At 40.5% G+C, this 20,457-nt stretch carries 14 protein-coding genes; 7 read left to right on the top strand and 7 right to left on the bottom strand.

Features of this window, described 5'->3' with window-relative positions; genetic code table 11:
- Positions 1–188 precede the first annotated feature (188 nt).
- From V7K45_RS18410 to V7K45_RS18400, 3 genes are all read left to right on the top strand, one after another.
- The gene (locus V7K45_RS18410) at positions 189–683 is read left to right on the top strand and encodes a quercetin 2,3-dioxygenase (RefSeq protein ID WP_335005844.1); all 495 of its coding nucleotides are present in this window, start codon (positions 189–191) and stop codon (positions 681–683) included.
- A gap of 359 nt (positions 684–1,042) precedes the next feature.
- On the top strand, positions 1,043–2,719 hold the full coding sequence (locus tag V7K45_RS18405) for an alpha/beta hydrolase (RefSeq protein WP_335005842.1): 1,677 nt from the start codon (positions 1,043–1,045) through the stop codon (positions 2,717–2,719).
- Between the two features lie 551 nt (positions 2,720–3,270).
- Positions 3,271–5,022, top strand: a complete 1,752-nt coding sequence (locus V7K45_RS18400; RefSeq protein ID WP_335005840.1) for a protein kinase domain-containing protein — start codon at positions 3,271–3,273, stop codon at positions 5,020–5,022.
- A gap of 96 nt (positions 5,023–5,118) precedes the next feature.
- Here the strand turns inward: V7K45_RS18400 and V7K45_RS18395 are convergent, their stop codons facing one another.
- The gene (locus V7K45_RS18395; protein ID WP_335005838.1) at positions 5,119–5,847 is read right to left on the bottom strand and encodes a hypothetical protein; all 729 of its coding nucleotides are present in this window, start codon (positions 5,845–5,847) and stop codon (positions 5,119–5,121) included.
- A 319-nt stretch (positions 5,848–6,166) separates the two neighbouring features.
- Positions 6,167–6,391 (bottom strand): hypothetical protein, encoded by a 225-nt coding sequence (locus V7K45_RS18390; protein WP_335005836.1) that lies wholly within the window; start codon positions 6,389–6,391, stop codon positions 6,167–6,169.
- Between the two features lie 259 nt (positions 6,392–6,650).
- On the opposite strand from V7K45_RS18390, the gene V7K45_RS18385 reads away from it, so the two are divergent.
- The gene (locus V7K45_RS18385) at positions 6,651–7,607 is read left to right on the top strand and encodes an aldo/keto reductase (protein WP_335005834.1); all 957 of its coding nucleotides are present in this window, start codon (positions 6,651–6,653) and stop codon (positions 7,605–7,607) included.
- Between the two features lie 59 nt (positions 7,608–7,666).
- On the opposite strand, the gene V7K45_RS18380 is transcribed toward V7K45_RS18385, so the two are convergent.
- On the bottom strand, positions 7,667–8,323 hold the full coding sequence (locus V7K45_RS18380; protein ID WP_335005832.1) for a class I SAM-dependent methyltransferase: 657 nt from the start codon (positions 8,321–8,323) through the stop codon (positions 7,667–7,669).
- A 774-nt stretch (positions 8,324–9,097) separates the two neighbouring features.
- Between V7K45_RS18380 and V7K45_RS18375 the strand changes: the two genes are divergently transcribed.
- A complete protein-coding gene (locus V7K45_RS18375) occupies positions 9,098–10,180 on the top strand; it encodes a peptidoglycan-binding domain-containing protein (protein ID WP_335005830.1) in 1,083 nt (360 codons plus the stop codon).
- Between the two features lie 621 nt (positions 10,181–10,801).
- Entirely contained in the window at positions 10,802–12,667 is a 1,866-nt protein-coding gene (gene ftsH4, locus V7K45_RS18370; protein WP_335005828.1) for an ATP-dependent zinc metalloprotease FtsH4, read from the top strand.
- 74 nt (positions 12,668–12,741) lie between these two features.
- On the opposite strand, the gene V7K45_RS18365 is transcribed toward ftsH4, so the two are convergent.
- The 3 genes from V7K45_RS18365 to V7K45_RS18355 form a co-directional block, all read right to left on the bottom strand.
- Positions 12,742–13,941: an MFS transporter gene (locus V7K45_RS18365; protein WP_335005826.1), complete on the bottom strand. Its 1,200-nt coding sequence runs from the start codon at positions 13,939–13,941 to the stop codon at positions 12,742–12,744.
- Positions 13,942–14,092: 151 nt separating this feature from the next.
- Positions 14,093–15,265, bottom strand: a complete 1,173-nt coding sequence (gene moeB, locus V7K45_RS18360) for a molybdopterin-synthase adenylyltransferase MoeB (protein ID WP_335005824.1) — start codon at positions 15,263–15,265, stop codon at positions 14,093–14,095.
- A 132-nt stretch (positions 15,266–15,397) separates the two neighbouring features.
- Positions 15,398–15,856 (bottom strand): M67 family metallopeptidase, encoded by a 459-nt coding sequence (locus tag V7K45_RS18355; protein ID WP_335006000.1) that lies wholly within the window; start codon positions 15,854–15,856, stop codon positions 15,398–15,400.
- Between the two features lie 731 nt (positions 15,857–16,587).
- Between V7K45_RS18355 and V7K45_RS18350 the strand changes: the two genes are divergently transcribed.
- Positions 16,588–19,935: a beta strand repeat-containing protein gene (locus V7K45_RS18350; RefSeq protein ID WP_335005823.1), complete on the top strand. Its 3,348-nt coding sequence runs from the start codon at positions 16,588–16,590 to the stop codon at positions 19,933–19,935.
- Between the two features lie 152 nt (positions 19,936–20,087).
- Here V7K45_RS18350 and V7K45_RS18345 read toward each other — a convergent pair whose 3' ends face one another.
- Positions 20,088–20,264, bottom strand: a complete 177-nt coding sequence (locus V7K45_RS18345) for a hypothetical protein (RefSeq protein WP_335005821.1) — start codon at positions 20,262–20,264, stop codon at positions 20,088–20,090.
- Between the last annotated feature and the right edge of the window lie 193 nt (positions 20,265–20,457).

The raw sequence follows: 20,457 nt of genomic DNA, 5'->3' as shown, positions 1-20,457 counted from the left end.
TTAGATAGAAGCCTTCGGTAAATATCAGTTTTAGCATGAAATAATTATCCTAATTACTTTTCAGAAAACAATAGTGGGTAGCGCATTGGAGCTTAATTACTGGGCTTTTGAATCATAGCTAGGCTGTATTTTATTGATTTGTGCAAGCCGAGCAATCTGTTTGTCATAAAACTTAGGAGATGATAAAAATGACAATTAATCATGGGATCTTATCGCAACTAGGTGATGGTGATAGTTATTCAGTAGCAGGCGATGTAGCCACTTTTAAAGCTACGAGCGAACAAACAGATGGCAAGTATGCACTGTTTGAAGTAGTACTTGCACCCCAACTAGGCCCGCCGCCACACATTCATAGTCGAGAAGATGAAGCATTCTACATTCTTGAAGGTTCGATTGAGTTTTATCTTGATGAACAAACAGTTGTAGCAGCTCCCGGAACATTCTTGCATTCTCCTAAAGGTCAACTCCATAGTTTTAAAAATATTGGTTCTGCACCAGCTAAAATGCTGATTTGGGCTACTCCAGGTGGACTAGAAAAGTTTTTTGCACAAGTTGGAACTAAAGTAGATAATTCATCGGTTCCACCGTTACCTATAACTCAAGAAGTGATTGACAGGATATTAGCAACTGCTCCACAATATGGAATTACAATTGTTCTTCCTGAAACTGATAGTTCTCCATAAAATTGGAACTTTAATCCTGAAAAATTTTCTTGGGTTTAATGATTATTTAGTTAATTTGATATTCGGTATGGTTTATATCAAGGGGAAGCATTAACCCTACCTGTTTCATTACACTACCACAAACTCCCCACTATCCAACGCTGGCTCATACTTGAATGGCACGCTTGAAAAACTCTAAGCTATGGTGAATAAGGCTATAGCTTTTAATGAGCATCAAGCAGTAATGGTATGAGTCAGCGTTGGTTTATAGATAAATTATACAAGTACTGAGTTCACTCAGTATCTAAGCAGGCTGACCCGATATCACCAAAAAGGGATTACGATATACTGAATATAAATTGTAAAAGGAAATAGACCTAATGACCTATCCTGATAATCAGAGTCTGCCAGACAATCAACCGTATAAAATTTACGAATTTAAAAAAAATAATCAAGAAAAAATACCTGGTTATTTAGTAGTTAGTACTGCGAAACTGAACGTTGAGACAGAAGAAGACAATTCTAATAGGTATTTATCATCAGTTGCTAATAAAAAGTTTTTTAATCTCAATGATGGAGAAGCTGAACCTTCAGCCCAAGAGATGATTGAGAAAATTTCCAAAAGTTTGCAATCAAGCCCCGACCCAGAAATAATTATCAATATTCATGGATATAGTTCTACACCATCGGATACAGAGACGGGGTGCAAAAAGATTTATGAATATGTTAATACGCATATTGAACAACCAAATAAGTATATTTTTATCGGATATAGATGGCCGTCAGAAAATCCTATAAAAACGGATGAGTCTGGTTCTTTTGGGCAAAAGCTAATCAACGCACTTTCTTCTCTACCAACTTTACTAGCTATTAATTTAGTTTTAGGACTCACAATTAGTATATGGTCTACTATAGCTTTATTATTCCTAAATATTTTGAGTAATAGTGCTGTCCACTTTTTCACAGTGATGTTAATTTTATCTGGGATTATATCTTCAATTATCTTTACACTAATTATTCTCAGAATATCTACTTATTTTCGTGATATTTACAGAGCAAGTAATTATGGGACTACAGATTTAGTTGAATTGATCAGACAGTTAGATTACACTGTAAAATTTCCCCCAAACAAGCGCATTAAATTATCTTTTGTTAGTCATAGTATGGGTTGTTTTGTAGTTACAGATGTAATTCGGATTCTCTCGGATGTTTTTGATGTTAAATCTATTAATAAAAAACCGAATTCGGATATTGGCAATGTATTTCGATTAGGTAGACTTGTGCTAGTTGCACCTGATATTCCTGTGGAAAGTATCTTGCCAGGACGTGCTAATTTTCTTCGTTCTTCTTTACGTCGTTGTGAAGAAGCTTATATATTTTGTAATGAAGGAGACCTAGCGTTACGATTTACCTCTACTGCTGCAAATTATTTTAGTTTCCCATCGCGAACTCGTATTAGTGGGTACAGGCTTGGTAATATAACAGTTAAACATTTTAACAATAAAAATGATTCAGTGGGTCACACACCCAGATATGGAGTTGTTAATTTACACAAACAAGACTATGGCAAAGGTTACAGACTTGATAATCCTTATAAATATTTAGAAATTCGTTCTTCTAGTAGCGAACATAGAAAACTTGAAGAGATAACTGAGATGTCCGAAGAGTTGGTACAACCCGCAGATTTATTTACATATTTTGACTGTACAGATTATAAAGATGACCGGATGAATCAGATCGGACTAGTTAGTTCTGCCATCCAAAAACCAGCAATAAATTTTGGGAATTATATTTTACTCACTTTGGCATTTATTCGGAAGTCTTTTAACAATAGAGATCCTCAAGGTGTTGATACCCACACGGGCTATTTTGAAGGTGTTTTTAGTCAGAAAGCTATTTATGAATTAGCTTTTTTAGGATTTCAAGGATTTTTGCGATCTTTGTCAATTGAAGGAGGCGAGTCCGAGCAAATTAGCATTTTTTCTCAAAAATGCCACGAAAAGCAAATTCAAGTGATTCTTGCGCCGCAAATATATCAAGAAAAGACTCAAGATTAGACAAGAGATTCTTAAGTCAAGGGTAAAGGGGAAAGGGGAAAGGGGAAAGGTTTTTTCTTTCCCTTTAATCGACAAGTAGCCGCATTTCTCTCTTGCTCTTTCTTTTTGCCGTTCGTTGCCTTTAGCACTTGCTGGGCAAACTCGACATTTTGATGGGCAATTGCAGATTGTAAGGTATTTTTTTACAAGGCATCGATGATAAACATCAATAGACTTCTTGCATAAGTCGGGAAAAGGGGAAAGGGGAAGGGGAAAAGGTTCTGCAAAAGTCCCTTTCCCCTTTAACCTTTACCCTTTTCCCCAAGAATGCAAAAAGCACTTTTGCAAAAGGTCTAATCTCCCAGTTAAGAATGTAGCACCGCCAATACTTCGCATTTTGTTTGCGAAGTATTTTTTGTACTAAAAAACATATTTTTTATACGCAAAAATACTTAAAAAAATTAGCTTGTATTTAAAGTATCAAAATTCTGGTTATTTATTTCTAAAGTGTTCCGGAAACAGGAGGGAATGTCAGAAAAACTAGATAAAAGGACTTACTGAGTAACCAGGTCATGACCCACCACATAATCGGTAAATTACTACAAGGGCGTTACCAAGTTGTCCAAAGCCTCGGTGCAGGGGTGTTTGGGCAAACATACATTGCTGTAGACGTAGATTATCCAGAGAATCCTAAATGCGTTATTAAGCAGATTAAAGTTAGCAGTTCCGAATCTGGCTACTTGGATATGTTGAGGTTACTGTTTCTGACTGAAACTGAAACCCTCAAGCTTCTGGGAAGCCATGACCAAATTCCTGAATTCATCGCCTGTTTTGAAGAAAACGAGCGATTTTATATAGTGCAAGAGTGTATTGAAGGACATGCGCTGACTGCGGAATTGCCCATTGAGCAACATTTCGGCTGTTTGTGGACTGAGAGCGAAGTTGTAGAATTTTTGATAGATGTTTTAGGTATTCTAGAATTTATTCACTCTCAAGGCGTTATCCATTGCGATATCAAGCCGGAAAACTTGATCAGACGTACTGTTGATAACAAGTTAGTTATGATTGACTTTGGCTCAATCCAGTCGATCGATTTTGGCATAGGTGCAGAATTGCCCATTTATAGAATTCCCGTCACTTCATTGGGATACATACCGCCAGAACAATTTATTGGTCAAACACAGCCCAACAGTGATATTTATGCTTTGGGTATGATTGCTATTCAGGCTTTAACAGGGCTAGAACCACTACAATTAAAAACCGATCCTTCTACTAATGAAATTTTTTGGCGTTCTCAAAACACGCCAGTTAACGATTATTTAGCTGCTGTTCTCAGCCAAATGATCCGTTATAATCACCAAGACCGCTTTCAGTCTGCCGCTGAAGTACTGCGGGTACTCAAACAAATAATCTGGGAACCTCAGCCATCAGAAACATTAGAGGGAGATTCTCAATTTTCTCTAGAAGTAGCGAAAAATCCTGCGTCTGGGAAATTATCCCCATTATTCACAGGAATGAAAGTAGGGCTGGCAGCTAATTCTTTATTGATGGGATTTGGTGTATATTCTTTAGTTAATACTCCACCTGCATACTCAGAAACAGATACATTATATAAAGCAACAAAAGAATATCAAGCCGGAGATTTGGAAGAAGCGATCGCACTCGCTAAATCAATTCCCTCCCACAGCAATGTTTATCCAGAAGCACAAGCCACAATTGAAGAATGGCAAGAGCAATGGCAAGTAGCTGCACAGCAATACGAAATAGCACAACTAGCTTTTCAAGAGAGCAGATGGTCAGATGTTCTTCAGGTTGCTGCGAAAGTTCCCAAGATTGCATATTGGCAATCTAAAACAGATAAAATAGCTCAGAAAGCATCTATTAACATTGAAGCACAAACGCAAGATTTATTAGCAAAAGCTTACGAAAAAGCAGCTGACAAAGATTTTTCTGCCGCCTTACAATATCTGCGTCAAATTCCTCAAGAAAGTCATGCGGGTGCTTTAGTTCAAGATAAGTTAGCTGAATATAATCGAAAGCGGCAGATCAGGGCAGCCTACTTTTTACAAAAAGCCTATAAAAAAGCATCTATTGGTGATTTCGATCGAGCTGTAAAATTTCTCAGAAATATTCCCCAAGATACTTTAGTTTATGCTCAAGCTCAAGTCAAATTGAATGAGTATACTCAAAAACAACGCGTACTGACTGACAATCAAAAGATAGCTTATACAAAAAGAACAAATTTATTCGTCCCTAAAAACTCAGTTAATAAGGTTGAATATCTTCAAGGAGTAAATTACCTTCAAGAAGTTAATATTCGGTAGGTTGAGTAATTCGTAATTCCTAATGACGCTCTTGCTTGCTTCCCTGTAGGGGTATGATGGGTGATAAGGGGAATAACCCATTGCACGAAATCCTGACTATAATTTTTTATTCCTAAAAGATTCTCTTTTTAGCAGCAATAAACCCGTAGCTATAAAAACTAGAGCCAAAACATTGTCTGGTTCAGGAATATCAGTACTGCGAATACTCAACAAATTAATACCAATAGCTTGATCGTTCACAGAGCTACTATAAACTAGTTTTGAAATATTTGCACTATCACTACTTACACCGAGAAAAACCGCTGAATTATCTATTACACTTGAAGAATTTCCCAGAATAGAAAAACTTCCCAAAAGATTATTTTGGTCATCAAAAGCTGAGATAAACGCTGTAAATTGTGGTGTATTATCCACTGCTATTTGCGTTCCTGCACTTTGTATCTGTTGATTGAATGTAATAGTTAGTGGACTTGGATTTCCATTAGATAAGTTTCCAGGTTTAAACCCAGCAAAAAGAATGTAATCTCCATTAGAAAAGTTAGTTGAAAGGCTTGGTGTATTTTGGAATACAAAAGGTCTAGAATTTTCAACTGATGGAATATCTACACCTAACCCCAGTCCTTTTTCCGAAGTAGCTTCAAAAGAACTGGGTAAAAGATTGGCTGTTGCCCGCTGTCCTAAACTGATAGGTGTCCCAAATCCTAAGCTCGACCAATCTACTTTGTCATTAGCTTTCAAATCGTCTCGATTAGTCACTAATGTCAAAGCTTTTACTGATAAAGGGCAAGCAGTTATAAATAGTACTGCAAAAGCAGCAAAAGACAAACTTTGTAGAGAATGTCTAATTATTCGAGGTGTCATAAAATGTAGTGAAAAGCTTTTTTTTCAGTTATTTAGAGACGGTTTATTATTTATTTTTTTACACAAGTTTTTATGTTCAAATTGAGGAAGTTTTCAATCTGCTGACTCTGTTGTTCCTCAATCTTAAACCTGAATTCTGACGCTGTATTTACTTGTATAAGGAGGTTAGTTTTGTTTCCACATCTAAATTGTAGAAGCTAGCGACTAACCTCCTCATACTTTTCTGATGTCTTTTAATCAGTTGCAAAAAATTTTCGCAGCAAAGTAGAGGCTTAGTTACAAATTAAATTATGCCCCTAACAAATTTTATTAGTGGGCCTGTAATAAGAATAACAGCGTCCTTAGCACCATCCACGGTGAACTTGGTGGTATCTAAAGTGTTGTTTACAGTCTGACCAGTAGCATCACCTGCCCCATCTAAGGGATTTCCAAGGCTACCACCATTGCAGCTTTTCAGTTCTTCTTCACTAAGCTCAGTAAAAAAGGAGTCGAGATTTTGAATGTTCATAGTATGATTGCTGATTTTAGTAAATCTATTTTTAATATACTATAAATACGGCAAATGAATGCAGCAAATATGTGGTCAATTCTTCCCAATTGCAGCCATATCAATACTACATTTAGGATTTAGTAATACTACACAAGCAAGTAGTGATTGATTGGCTCTCATGTTTGCACCAGTAGTAATTCACACTTTAGATAGCTGTTGAGAGAATATTTGCAGCATAAAGTAGCAATTGACTCAAAAATTCTTGAAGAAAGTAGATATGCAAACCAAACAGCTTGGAAATTCGGAGCTTAACATCACTCCAATCGGCTTTGGAGCCTGGGCAATTGGTGGAGGTGGATGGGCTTTTGGTTGGGGAGAGCAAGATGACCAAGAATCGATCGCAGCGATTAATCGCGCTCTTGACCTCGGCGTTAATTGGATTGACACCGCAGCTATTTATGGTTTAGGGCATTCTGAGGAGGTTGTTGCTAAGGCACTCAAAGGTCGGTCTAGTCGCCCCTACATTTTCACTAAATGCTCAATGATCTGGGATGAAAAGGGCGAAATTGGTCGCAGTCTGAAAGCGGATTCCGTGCGGCGGGAGGTTGAAGCTAGTCTGCGCCGACTAGACGTTGAAACTATCGACCTCTACCAAATCCACTGGCCCAACCCTGATTCAGAAATCGAAGAAGGCTGGACAACTTTAGCCAAGCTCAAGGATGAAGGTAAGGTTCGTTATATCGGAGTTTCCAATTTCAATGTCGAACAGTTGAAACGTATTCAGGAGATTGCACCAGTTACGTCATTGCAACCGCCTTATTCACTGGTGAAGCCTGATGTCGAAAAGGAGATTCTGCCTTTTTGTAAGGAAAATAATATAGGTGTGATTGTGTATTCACCGATGCAATCTGGTTTGCTCACAGGAAAGATGACACCTGAGCGAGTTGCTAATTTCCCAGATAATGATTGGCGCAAAAACAGTAGTGAATTTCAGGAGCCACGTCTATCTCGTAACCTGAAGCTAGTCGAGGTGTTGCAACACATTGGTCAACAACACGATCGCTCCCCAGGTGAAGTTGCGATCGCTTGGACTTTAAATAATCCGGCGGTGACTGCGGCGATCGTTGGCGGACGCAATCCCCAGCAGGTGGAAGGAATCATTGGTGCTGGAGACTTTCGCCTCAATCAGCAGGAACTAAATGATATTGATACTTTCCTGCGCGAGAATCCATAAAATCTCTGGTGAAAAACCTTATAAACCCCACGACTTTAGCCGGGGGTTTATTCATACTTTTATTTTGTCGCTACACCGATAATATGAGGACTAACAATTGGCAATTGTGCATCGAATCGCTCGTAATGAATGCTACTAAAACCAGCATTTCCTAATGCTATCCAAGTTTCTCTATCTGGATGACAACCATCACCGATTGCTTTCCAAATTGGACTAATTGTGTTTTGTATTTGTCGCAATAAACTTCCTTGAGGTGCGGCAACATGTTCAATAAATAAGAAGCGTCCGCCTGGTTTAAGTACTCTTAAAATTGCCTGCAATGTATAATCTATATTCGGCACGGAGCATAAAACTAATGTACTAACAACAGTATCAATGCTGTTATCTTCGGCATCTAACCATTCAGCATTCCCAATGCGGAGGTCGATATTTAAACCCAGTTTTTCTGCTTGTTTTTGAAGATAAGAATGCGTCTGTGAATTTGGCTCGATTCCGATCCAATGGATATCTTTAGGATAGTAGGGTAAGTTAGCGCCTGTTCTGGGGCCAATTTCTAAAACTTTACCTTGGAGATTAGCAAAAAGAGAACGTTTGCGATCGCTGACAATCTTATCATATTTACTACTACTTGAAGCCATCATCCAGGCAAAAAAATGTTTACCAACGTTTGCAAAAATATTATTTTTTGAATCTCCAATAATTTGGTTTACAGTCATTATCTACTTCCTAATTTTTGAGCCTAGAAATTGGGGTGCTAAACAACCATTTGATAGCCTCAAGGTACAATACTTTGTGTTTGTTGTACCTCACCCATTAGACTCACCTGATAGGATGAATTTAATTAACGTATTACGCGTAGCAGACTGACCGTAAGATATCACAGAAAGGACAAAAGGATAGAGGCGTTTATTATATATATGACGATGAGCGATGCTTACGGCTGGCTTTGCCTACGCTATGGTTATACAATTTTGGCTAATTATAGCTAGAGATTTTTGAATAGCCGCTTTGATTTTACTACCTAGCGCAGAGTATCCTCATTTCAAATCAAAATGGCAGGTCTTTGATAATAGCATGGGGGATGCTTGCGGTAAATGCTCGCCTACGCAATTTGCTGTGGCTCACCTCCAGAAAGTTTCTGGCCCCATTTGCCAACAAGTTAAAGAGATAGCTGCTTCCTATTTTAAGTATCCGTGAGAAAGCTAATATAACTGTGGATGTTATAATCTAAAGTGAGTTTTGCAAAACAGCTTTTATTTAACTCTAATCGCTTTCATGAAGTACGAGATACCAAATGACAGCCGTAATAACTCAAATTATACGACGAATATAGGACTAGTATTTGATTTTTGAAAAAACTTAGCACAACTTCAAGAGGCTTCTTTACTGCTCCCTATTCCCTCCCTACATAAATAATTTTAGAAATCAAACCGGATTCCTATAGCGACGGAAAAACTCACTAAAAACAATTGTTTCATCCAAGAAAAACTATGAGCTTTAAACTTCAAGCTTTGCAACTTCCAACTCTCCAAAAAAAATCCGAAGGGCCAATTGTAATTGCCTGGCAGAAATTTCTTTTAGATTATGACTTCCCTATTGCTGCCGTTGATGGTGATTTTGGGAATATTACAGTTCAAGCAACTCTTGATTATCAGACCAGTAATGCTTTAACAGTAACGGGAATTGTCGATACTGCTACTTATAAAAAAGCGCTAGAGCAAGGTTTTGCAATTTATTTCGCTATCTATGCCAATTCCGGGAAAAAATTATTAACCTATCTTAACTTTGGAGAAAATGAGGTCAAAGATTTACAAAAAAGTTTAACAGCGATCGGTCGTTTGAATCCTCCATTAGTAGCTGATGGGGATTTTGGCCCCAACAGTACAAAAGGACTAGCCGAAACTTATAAAATAAGAGACATCAATTTCCGAGCCGAATTAGCTCAACAGCTTTCTAATACAACAAAAACTAAGCTTGGCATTGATTTGGAGTTGGCTTTAGACAACATAACTGAATACGCCAAAAAATTAAGAGAAAGACTGAGTGGAAAAGCCTGGGTTAATTTTTTCCCAGACAGCGACTTAATTGATGATTTAGCTTCTCCCTTCCGTCAAAAAGTACAAGCTTTTGAGCAAGCCTTAAAAAATGCCGGAGCTAATATTGATATCTCTTCAGTATTCCGCCCATCAGAACGGGCTTATTTAATGCACTATGCTTTCCGTATTAGTAATAATGAAATTGCTGCCAAAGATGTTCCACCTATGCCTAATGTAGATATTAATTGGCTACATTACACCAATGCTGGTTCTGTTCAAGCTGCTAAAGAAATGGTGTCTGCTTATAATATTGCTTTTCGACCTGTTCTTACCTCTCGTCATACCCAAAGATTAGCAATTGATTGGGAAATTACTTGGTCAGGAACCTTAAATATCAAAAACGCTAACGGAACGACAGTTAGTATCGATCAGCCACGAACGAGTTATGAAAATCCTACTTTATGGCAGGTTGGGCGTTCTTACGGTGTGATTAAATTATCTAGCGATCGCCCCCACTGGTCTAATGATGGACATTAATGGCTAGCGGAACCGCATATATGGAGAACGCAGTTCTAGACTTCAAAGTAGAATGACTTGAGAAAAATTCCAGATTAGAGCAAGGAAAACTCCGCCAAGGCTCCAGAATAACTCTTTGTGGGGGATTTCTATTCGCCTCTCCCAATCTCTGCATATTTTTTGAGTACGGTAAACCGTATTGGCTCGTTAGTTCACAAAGATTAATTAAATTGTTAAGTTTAGTTACATAAATAAGTAAAAAAATGCTGCAAACATTCCTAAATGGGAGAAATTATGAGAAACAGTAGTATACTTGAAGATCGAGACAAGCTCAACAACTTTACCTTACCCTTAGCAAGTCTTCTCCCAAAGAGAGATGTAAGGGCTAACGAGCATCATGAGCCTTAAAGCCCATCGTAGACATTGCTCAGATGCGAATATACCAGCATTTTTGACCAGTCTTTAATCAAGTTTCTCAAAGCGTTAAGGGAAATAAGGAACAGGAGGAAGCAGAGGAGCAGGGGAGCAGAGGGGAAGTTGTACTAAGTCTTTCCCCTGTGCCGAAATCCCCTCCGCACCGCTGCCTCTTGTCCCTATGCCCAATTTTCAAGTTAGTTTTCATTCTAAGGATTGGTAAAATCTATGGCAATTAAAGAACAGCCTAAGTCACCTCGGTTTCGGATCGTCGCTAATATATTACTGGCAGTATCAGGACTATTCCTGCTCTTAAATTTATTTTTGCCTGGTTTATTTGCTTCTGGCCCTGCTGGTGTTCCCTATAGCCTATTTATTCATCAAGTACAGGAAGGGGAAGTCAGCCGCGTTTCTGTTGGTCAAAATCAGATTATTTACCAATTAAAAGCAGAAAATGCCGAGCCGGCTCAAGTGTTTGCAACGACACCAATCTTTGATTTAGAGTTACCCAAACTGCTAGAAGAAAAGGGAGTTGAGTTTGCTGCTACACCACCACCCAAAAATACTTGGTTTACAACCCTCTTAAGTTGGGTGATTCCACCACTGATTTTCATTGGTATTTGGCAGTTCTTTCTCGCTCGTGGTGGTGGCGGTGGTCCCCAAGGTGCGCTTTCCATTGGTAAGAGCAAAGCTAAGGTTTATGTTGAAGGCGAATCTGCGAAAATCACCTTTGCAGATGTGGCTGGGGTAGAAGAAGCAAAAACTGAGTTAGTAGAAATTGTAGATTTCCTCAAAACTCCGGCACGCTTTACGCAAATTGGCGCTAGGATTCCCAAAGGTGTGTTGTTAGTTGGCCCTCCTGGTACTGGTAAGACACTGCTAGCGAAAGCCGTAGCAGGAGAAGCAGGAGTTCCATTCTTCAGCATCTCTGGTTCCGAGTTTGTCGAATTGTTTGTCGGTGTAGGTTCTTCCAGAGTCCGGGATTTGTTTGAACAGGCCAAAAAACAAGCTCCCTGTATTGTATTCATTGATGAATTAGATGCGATTGGTAAGTCTCGTAGCAGTAACGGCTTCTACGGTGGTAACGATGAGCGCGAACAAACCCTCAACCAATTATTAACTGAGATGGATGGGTTTGCAGCTGGGGATGCAACAGTGATTGTACTAGCAGCGACCAACCGTCCCGAAACCCTAGACCCTGCATTGCTGCGTCCAGGTCGCTTTGACCGCCAAGTGTTGGTAGACCGTCCCGATTTATCTGGTCGTGAAGCAATTCTCAAGATTCATGCTCAAAAGGTAAAATTAGGAGATGATGTAGATTTAAGAGCGATCGCTACTCGTACCCCAGGTTTTGCTGGCGCAGATTTGGCAAACTTGGTGAACGAAGCCGCATTATTGGCAGCGCGTAATCTGCGCGAAAAGGTTGCTCAAGAAGACTTTGCCGAAGCAATTGAGCGGGTAGTTGCTGGTTTAGAGAAGAAGAGTCGCGTGATGAACGAGACTGAGAAAAAGATTGTTGCATACCATGAGGTTGGTCACGCAATGGTCGGAGCGCTCACAACCGGAAACGGTCGTGTAGAAAAGATTTCGATTATTCCTCGTGGGATGGCAGCTTTGGGCTACACTCTGCAATTACCAACTGAAGACCGCTTTTTGATGAATGAAGGAGAATTGCGGGGTCAGATTGCAACCTTGTTAGGTGGACGTTCCGCTGAAGAGATTGTGTTTAACAGTATCACTACAGGTGCTTCCAACGATTTGCAACGAGCAACTGACTTGGCAGAACGGATGGTAACAGCTTATGGAATGAGCAAAGTTTTAGGGCCATTAGCTTACCAACAAGGACAACAAGCAGCATTCCTGGGTAATGGTGGTGCTAATCCCCGGCGGGCGGTAAGTGAAGACACATCCAAAGCCATTGATAGCGAAGTCAAGGAAATCGTGGAAACAGCCCACGAACAAGCCCTAGAGATTCTTAGGCAGAATCGAGACTTACTAGAAACGATCGCTACTCAACTCTTAGAAACAGAGGTCATTGAAGGCGAAAAACTGCACGATTTATTGAGTCAAGTTAAACCTGTAACTCATTCGTAATTCGTAATTCGTAATTAAGACAGTCAGGTTTTAAACCCAGAGGTACGCAGAGAATAACTTTGCGTACCTTTGCGTTAAACCTCTGCGTTCCTCTGCGTTTCAGAAATGCCACTCACCGCAATGCAAACACCAGCCAGGAAAAATGCCAATGCACCTCCAACAGCACCAATAAAAGGTGTTATCTGTTGCAGTTGGGGAAATATAACGCCAAACAAACTCATAGCTAAAGCGAACCCACCAAAATACATCCCAATTCCTAATCCCGCCCACCGCTGGGGTACTAACCCTAAAGCAAAAGGAATTGCCCCGTTGACAATTAAACTAAAGCTCGCAACAATTACCACAACGATCGGAATTTGTGCGCCTAGAGATATCATTATTAATAACGAGGGGATGATTGCACAGATCCCACAAAGCATTGCTTGACTATTACCAATTTTGACGGCGAAGATTCCCGCTGGTATGCTGGCAATTGCGATCGCTATTCCAATCCAAACCATTTGCATATCAATATTATCAGTATTCAGTTGGGTCTTGAGTACTTTACCCAAGACATCCATGAGAAAACGGATACCCCAGGCGACACCAAAACCAGTTCCTAAAATCAAAGCCAATTTCTCTAAGGGCAACTTTACTGTTTCTGCTTGGTGTCTATCTATTGGTGCTTCTGGAGGATTGACTAACCGCAACACAGCTGCCGCCCCCAAGATCACAAAAGAACCAATCGCAAAGGTATAAACTGGGCCTAAACTCAGAATAAACTTGTAGCTTATTGGTCTAAAAGCCCCAATTAAACCACCTGTTAAAGTGACAAAACTTACTGCTAAAGGTAGCTGTGCTGGTGTCGAATACATCCCCAATAGGCACATAACTGGAGAGCGAAATATTGTCATTGCCAATGCCCAGGCTACCAATAATATAGGTAAGAGCGATCGCATCACGGTAGTAAGTGGGATCAAACTTACAACGCATGGTATGGCAATAAACAAAGCCGATGCAAGAATCATACCTACTGAGATGAAAGGAAACCGAGTTCCTACCCAGCGCCTAGCTTGGTCTGAAAGTCCGCCCATCACTGGTTCCAGCACTGCACCCAAGGCATTTTCGACTAGCACCAAGCCAACTGCCAATGAAGCAGGAAAACCAAACTGAGTCAAGAGTTGCGGCAAATATATATTATAAATTAACCAAGAGAGGGTAATTGCTCCCTGCACCGCTGCCAACACCCAAACTTGTACCCATAAAATATTCAGATGAGATTTCGAGGTAGTCATAAGGAGATGGGGGAATGGGGAATTAAACCGCAAACTCGCTCTGCTCACGGCAGAAAAAGAGGGGAAAAGGGAAAAGGTTAAAGGGAAAAGGACAGATATTCTCCTTTCCCCTTTCCCCCTTCCCCTTTCACCCTTCCTCCTGCCTTTCTTGTTAATACTCTGGGACTGAAGGATCGATTTCTCGACTCCAAGCGGTAATTCCGCCTTTAACATTCGTCCCGACAATTCCGGCTTCCTTGAGAATAGCTAGGGCTTTTGCCGATCGCCCGCCCATCTTACAATGAGCAATTAAACGGTGGCCGTTCAATATTTCCTTCACCTTAGCAACGCCATTCCCATTTTCAATGTCTGGTAAAGGCACCAACACTGAACCCGGAATCTGGGCTATGTCGTACTCATGGGGGTTACGGACATCCAGCAGTACAAAATCCTTTGCACCGCTATCCAATAATTCCTTCAAATCCTTAACGGTCATTTCTTGACTTTCCATCTGCTGTTTTGCCTCCTCTGCCTTAGCTTGTGGAATCCCGCAGAATTCTTCGTAGTCTATCAGCTTTTCAATCACTGGGCGAATCGGGTTCGGACGCAGTTTTAACTCCCGAAATTTCATATCCAAGGCGTTGTATAGCAGCAATCGCCCGCTAAGAGTGTTGCCTTGTCCCAGAATGATTTTAACAGCTTCGGTTGCTTGGATTAAACCAATAATTCCTGGCAAAATTCCCAATACGCCACCTTCTGCACAAGAAGGAACCATTCCTGGTGGTGGTGGTTCTGGGAAAAGGTCACGATAATTCGGGCCACCTTCGTAATTAAATACAGTAGCTTGCCCTTCAAAGCGTAAAATTGAACCGTAGACGTTTGGCTTATTCAGCAATACACAGGCGTCGTTAACTAGATATCTGGTGGGAAAGTTATCAGTACCATCCACGACGATATCGTAAGGTTGAATCAGCTCTAGGGCGTTTTCGGAAGTCAGACGAGTTTCGTATAAATCAACCTGACAATAGGGGTTAATCTCGTGAATGCGGTTTTTTGCCGATTCAATCTTGGGTTTACCCACCCAGGATGTCCCGTGAATTACTTGACGTTGCAGATTAGAAGTATCGACAACATCAAAATCCACAATTCCGATGCGTCCAACACCCGCCGCCGCCAAATATAAAAGTAGTGGCGAACCGAGTCCACCTGTACCGATACACATTACACTAGCGGCTTTCAGGCGCTTCTGTCCTTCTAGCCCTACTTCCGGTAAAATCAAGTGTCGGGAGTAGCGTTCGTAATCGTCTTTAGTCAACTGGATTTCGTCCAGATTGGGATTGAGCATAACAGTTATGATGTGGGAAAGCGGAATATTAATCCTATCGAAAAACTGGATCTTATTAAGAGTAGGAAAGACGAATTTTCATCTGTGATAGCGGTAAAAACCGCTATGAGTGAGTGTCTTTAAACTAAAGCGTTAAATTATATTTTCAATTTCCTCTATTTGAAACTGATGAGTATCATCAAGGCTCCAACTTTTGAGTTCTCCAGCTTTGCCGTTTTGGACGGAAACTATTATATACGAGTATCCCTGCCAAGCGTATAGGCGATCGCATTCTGAGGGTATAGCAGGATGATCTGGGTGAGAGTGAAAAATACCAATAATGTTCAATGAGCGATCGCGTGCTTCTTTTTGCATTTTTAGCATAACTTCGGGTGCGATCGTATATTGCCGTCTTTTACTTTCTGTTGTGCCTTCCCCCGGAAACTCAGCAGCCGCTTCTGTATTCCAAGCATTCTCTGTTGGCATGACTTCTACCACAGTTTTGCCCTCATTAGCCAGATAGCCCAAAATTATACCACAGCACTCATCTGGATAGGTGCTTTCGGCATGGGTGCGGATGGTTTGCAAGTGTTCTTGGGTAAGTTGAATCATGTCTGCGTTTGTAATTTTAGCAACTTCTAACAATTCTTGCTTAATGCGTATGCTAGCAAAAACCGCAGGCGTTTGCGTTCGCGCAGCGACTCGTAGAGAAGGTATCGCAGCCTTCAAAAAGAAAAATATGTATTTTATATCACTCCTTTAAACATTTGCTTACTGCTTTCTTATTGCCTAGAAACGAGAAGAATATAAAGAATATACAAAGCTCAGTAATCGTATATACATTTATCGACAAATAATGTGAAGAGTATGTAAAGATGCCTATCTAAATATATACATCTAAGTACGATATTAACTATGTAGTTATTGTGAGGTTATTCAAATGTTCTATATTTTTAAGCTAGTAGGACTTAAGCGCTGGCAAAAAAAACAAATATAAATAGTGAATTTTAAGCATTCACTTGTCAGATTTTTTGATACTTGTTCAGTGATTTATACAGAATAAAGATGATTAAAAAAGCCTAAAATGACGGATTTCCCTGAACGCACACGCTGATGAATTTGTACAGTCCTTAAGACTTAGATAGTTTGAGATAGTTAGCTAAGTGCGACTTAAAATCCTTGGAATAAAGTGAATATTCGACAAATATTACTTTTTTTCAAAGATGACATATAAAGTATGTCGAAAACGTCAAATTTCAGTGAGTTTTGTCCTCTAAAACAGCATTAACTCAGAGTTGAGAACTTAAAGTTACTAAAAAAATCGATTGAAGTAGGTAAAAGTTATGGCAAATATCATTGGAACCAATGGTAATGATACGTTAGTGGGTAGTAATGATGCGGACACAATTAAGGGTCTTGCAGGCAACGATACCATCATAGGCAACAAGTACAACGACACCCTGACTGGTGGAGACGGCAAGGATAAATTTGTTTACAACTTTGGTGACGACAATGATATCATCACTGATTTCGATGGCATAGGTAAAGGAACAAACCCAACAGCAGCAGTCATTACCAAAGTCGATACCATCAAATTCCAAGGCGATAGTTTAACAGCCCAAAATCTGTTGCTGACTCAGAATGGCAAAAATCTGGAAATCAGCTTTGAAGGGGTGCTTGATTATGGCGCAGTCATCCTGGAAAACTTTGCCCTAGAAAACCTAGATAACCTAAGCAAATCTACAGGAGCCACTGTAGACTTGGGCAATATCCTATTTGATAAGCAAACTAGCATCACAGACAGCTTTGATGTCTTCAATGCCAACTCTACCCAAAGCACTATCTTCAACAAGAACACAGTCACTTTCCTTAACGACCTTGACAACAATGTTAACGGTTTTAACAACTCAGATGACACGATCAATGGTCAGGGGGGTGATGACAAAATCAACGGCTTAAGTGGCAACGACTTGTTGCGTGATGGTGCGGGCAATAATACCCTCAACGGTGGCGCAGGTAACGATACCTTGAGTTTTAGGGGTTTTACAGGCAATAACTTACTCTCTGGTGAGGATGATAATGATTATCTCTCTCTTTATAATAGCTCCGAAATCTTTTCATCCTTCTCAAGCAATAACACCCTAGACGGTGGTGCTGGTGATGATACATTGCGTGCTGACTACCGTGATTATAGCTCATTAGGCGATAACCTGTTCTCTGGGGGCGATGGTAATGATTCTCTCCTCATCTCTGCTAACGGGATCTATTCCCCAGGGGATCGCTCGTATGACAAAAACACCCTCAGCGGTGGTGCAGGTGATGATACCTTGGGTACTAGTGGTTTATCAGGCGATAACCTGTTCTTTGGGGGCGATGGCAATGATTCCCTCAGCACCTTTGGCGGCGAGAATTCCAGAGCCGCCGAGGGTAATAATACCCTCAACGGTGGTAATGGCGATGATACCCTTAATGGTGGTAATGGCATTGGTAATAGCAATGACTATCTCACAGGTGGCGGTGGCAAGGATAAATTTGTTTACAACTTAAGCTACAGCCCTAGTACTATCACTGATTTTGGAGGAGTAGCTAAAGGAACAAATCCTACATCAGCAGTCATTGCCGAAGTGGACACCCTAATATTCCAAGGTACAGGCTTAACTGCCAAAAATCTGCTGTTGACCCAGAATAGCAACAATCTGGAAATCAGCTTTGTAGGGGTGTTTAATTTCCGCCCAGTCATTCTGCAAAACTTTGCCCTGGAAAACCTGGATAATCTAAGCTTATCTACAGGAGCCACTGTAGACTTGGGCAATATTCTATTTGATGGGCAAACTAGCATCACCGACAGCTTTGATGTCTTCAATGCCGACTCCACCCAAAGCACTATCTTCAATAAGAACACAGTCACCTTTCTTAATGACCTCGACAACAATGTTAGCGGCTTTGATAACTCAGATGATGTTATCAATGGTCAGGGAGGTGATGACAAAATCAACGGCTTAAGTGGCAATGACTTGTTGCGTGGTGGTGTGGGTAATAATACCCTTAACGGTGATACTGGTAACGATACCTTGGATGCTAACTCTTCACCAGGCAATAATCTGCTTTCTGGGGGCGATGGCAATGATTCTGTTAGCGCCTCTGGCTACCAGTACTACAACAGCTACAGCAAACAAGACGACGACCTTCGCTCATCTGGTAATAATACCCTGAATGGTGGTGCAGGTAATGATACTTTAAATGCTAGCGGTTCAAAAGGTGATAACCTGCTCTCTGGGGACGATGGTAATGATTCTCTAAACATCTCTGGTTCTGAATCAGCAGGGGGCCCCTTCTACTCCTATTTCTCTGATTCTCGCTCAGAGGGCAATAACACCCTCAACGGTGGCGCTGGTGATGATTACTTGAGTGCTAGTGGTTCATCAGGCGATAATCTGCTTTCTGGGGGCGATGGCAATGATTCTCTTGACGTCTCTGGGTTTTTTGACGCAGTTACTGATACAAGTAGTGACTCTCTCACCTTAGGCAATAACCTACTCTCTGGGGGCGATGGCAATGATTCCTTCTATGTAAGCAGCAGCCAACTCCCATCCTCATATCCTCCTGCTGTCTCTGGCTTTGTGACTCAAACGGTAGATGGGGGTAAGGATGACGATTTCTTGTTCGTTAATTACAGGAATGCTGAAAGGGGGATCGCTTCAACATTCGATACCACTACAAACAAGGGAGAAATTACAGCGGGCACGAGTCGAGTTAGCTACAAGAATATCGAACGATTAAATATCTTTGGTACATATCATGACGATAACATTGTGGGGAGCAGTGGGAACGATACGCTCTCCACAGGCACTAATGGTAAAGATACGATAGATGGGGGGACAGGTGACGATGTGTTGTCCGTCGATTACAGATATGGTAGCAAGGGAATCACAACGACTTTTAATGCCACTACAAACAAGGGAGAAATTACGGAAGGCACGAGTGGAGTTAGTTACAAGAATATCGAACGACTAAATATCTCAGGTACAGATTACGATGACTTTATTGTGGGGAATGATGGCAACGATACGCTCTCTACGGGATATAGTGGCAATGATACGATAGATGGGGGTAAGGGTGATGATGTGTTGTTCGTCAATTATGGTTACGGATATTATCCTTCAAACGGGATCACTTCAACTTTTGATGCCACCACTAATATTGGATCAATTACGGGATCGATTTCGGGGCACACGTATGGCGTTAGCTACAAGAATATCGAACGATTAAATATCTTAGGTACCCATTACGATGACTTTATTGTGGGGAGCAATGGCAATGATACGCTCTATGGGGAGTCTGGCAATGATAGCCTTTATGGAGGTAATGGTAATGATACCTTTGCTTTCAAACATCTTGACGGTGTTTTTGATACTATTTATGACTTTAACGCGACCAATGAACTTATTCAGGTACCGGCTGGTGATTTTGGTTTTGGTTCTGGTGTCGGCTTATCAATAGGTTCACTTAAGCCAAGTCAGTTTACTCTTGGAACATCTGCAACCACAAGCGATCAACGATTTATCTATGACAATATTACAGATGCACTGTATTTTGACCCAGATGGTAGTGCAGATAGATTTACTCAGGAAAAATTTGCACAATTTTTGGGTGGTGTGACACTAACTGAAAAGAACTTTGTGGTTGTTTAATCTTAATGAGCACTCTACGATCGCTCTCGGCATTAAATGGGAGGTACTTAAAACAACATCTCCCATTCATTTTTTCAATGCAATTAGTACAAACAGAGAGTAGAGGTTGGGTTTGGTTCCTTAACTTTCGGCATAGGTGCAGATGATTTGCACTATTCTTGGTTAAGTTGGTTTATGTCTGCATTGATAATTTTGATAACCTGTAGCGATTCTTGCACGGATATATATTGGCAGGCGATCGCTCTCATTGTAGTATAAGTTAACCAAGGCGTAGCTAGCAAAAACCGCTGGCGATCGCAGCCTTCATAAATATATGTATTTTTTATCACTTTTCAAAATATTTACCTACTAGGTTCTACTTTCTTATTGCCTAGACACAGAAGAATATGAAGAATATACAAAGCTCAATACTTAGGTATAGATTTTTCAGCAAGTAATGTGAAGAGTATGCAAAGATGAGTATTTAAGTATAAACATCTAAGTATGATATTGACTGTGTAGTTCTTTTGAGGCTCTTGAGAT

The sequence above is a fragment of the Nostoc sp. genome, assembly GCF_036917375.1.
Classification (GTDB): domain Bacteria; phylum Cyanobacteriota; class Cyanobacteriia; order Cyanobacteriales; family Nostocaceae; genus Nostoc.
Note: the sequence above shows the minus strand (reverse complement) of the source record. Positions and strands in the feature narration are given on the sequence as shown.